The sequence below is a fragment of the Mesorhizobium sp. WSM4310 genome (genome assembly GCF_007003935.1).
GTDB lineage: Bacteria > Pseudomonadota > Alphaproteobacteria > Rhizobiales > Rhizobiaceae > Mesorhizobium.
This window is the reverse complement of record NZ_VFTA01000083.1, coordinates 1-1,338: the sequence shown is the minus strand read 5'-3', so window position 1 is coordinate 1,338 and position 1,338 is coordinate 1. Positions and strand designations below refer to the sequence as shown.

Sequence of the window (1,338 nt, the reverse complement as noted above, 5' to 3'; positions counted from 1 at the left end):
GGTGGAGCAGCCCGGTAGCTCGTCAGGCTCATAACCTGAAGGTCACAGGTTCAAATCCTGTCCCCGCAACCAAATCAAAAAACGGCCCGCCTGGCTCAAACCAGCGGGCCGTTTTTGTTTTTAGGGGCCAATGGAAGAACGCGCAGCAACGACCGAAGCGAACAGCGAAAGCCGAATCGGAGCGGCGACCGCAACCAAATGCGAAATGAATTCTGCAGGCGGGGCCTCTTTCTCGACCGGCTTCGGTGCCCGTCGTCTCGCCTGTATGACGGAGAGCAGATCGTCGGAGCCGTCAATTGCAGACCCGTTTCCTCGATCGCGCCGGCGTCAGCGGAGCTGGGGCCGATGTCGCGGTTGTGCAGAATCGGCGAATCAAGCCCTGCGGAATAATCCGAATCAAAGGCGGAGTGCCGCCGCACCGGCTAGTTCTGGCAATAGGTGACATCTATTGCTATGTTTCCCATGGCCGGACATTCTTTGCAGAGGTTTGCCATGCCCAATTACGCCCTGAACGACCATTATGAGAGCTTCATCAGGAAGCAGCTCGAATCAGGTCGTTACAACAATGCCAGTGAGGTTGTCCGCGCCGGCCTACGTATGCTCGAGGATTTCGAGGCGGAGCGGGAGAGATGGCTGCGCGAGGAAATCCCAGGGCGCCTGACTGAGCTCCAGCAGGATCCGGCAAGGGGGATTCCTGCCGATACGGTGTTCTCTCGGCTGGAGGCGCGCCATCGCGCGAAGCTGGCGAAGGCCAGGTAGGGGATGGACTACCGGATCGTCTTCCATCCCATGGCGGAAGCTGAACTCGAACAACTCTATGACGACATAGCCGAGCGCGGGTCGCCGGCGATCGCCTGGAATTTCGTCGTCGGCATCCGCGACCATTGCCTGGGCCTATCGACTTTTCCACAGCGCGGCACGGAGCGGGTCGAGATCATGCCCGGGCTGCGGATCGTTGGTTATCGGCGCGCCGTCAGCATCGCTTTCGCGGTCGAGAGCGAACGGGTGTTGATCCTGGGCGTCTTTTACGCTGGGCGGAACATCACGCCGGAACTGCTGGAAGACCGGCCCTGAAGCGTTGCCCACGCTGGCGCGGCGCTCGACATCCACCGGGAGACAGGCGATTTTCAAGCCGATGTCGGGGTCTGGCCTCGAGGTAATGGTGAGCCCGGCAGGAATGATCGGCAGCGGACGTCCGGTCTAGATTCAGCCAAGCCAACTCACGAATTTCGGCCTTGTGGATATGCCGACGAGAAATCGAAAAAACTTTGGTGAAGTGTGTTGACAGTTTGGATTGGTGGCGACTATATACGCCTCACGAACGAGGGCGGTGCGCCG

2 protein-coding genes are annotated in these 1,338 nt (G+C 59.7%); both read left to right on the top strand.

From position 1 onward, the window contains the following. Positions 1-492 precede the first annotated feature (492 nt). Positions 493-759 carry a type II toxin-antitoxin system ParD family antitoxin gene (locus FJV80_RS34365; RefSeq protein WP_095772379.1) on the top strand — a complete coding sequence of 89 codons (267 nt, stop codon included), beginning with the start codon at positions 493-495 and terminating at the stop codon, positions 757-759. A 3-nt stretch (positions 760-762) separates the two neighbouring features. Then, positions 763-1,074: a type II toxin-antitoxin system RelE/ParE family toxin gene (locus FJV80_RS34360; protein WP_142878502.1), complete on the top strand. Its 312-nt coding sequence runs from the start codon at positions 763-765 to the stop codon at positions 1,072-1,074. Positions 1,075-1,338: the final 264 nt, after the last annotated feature.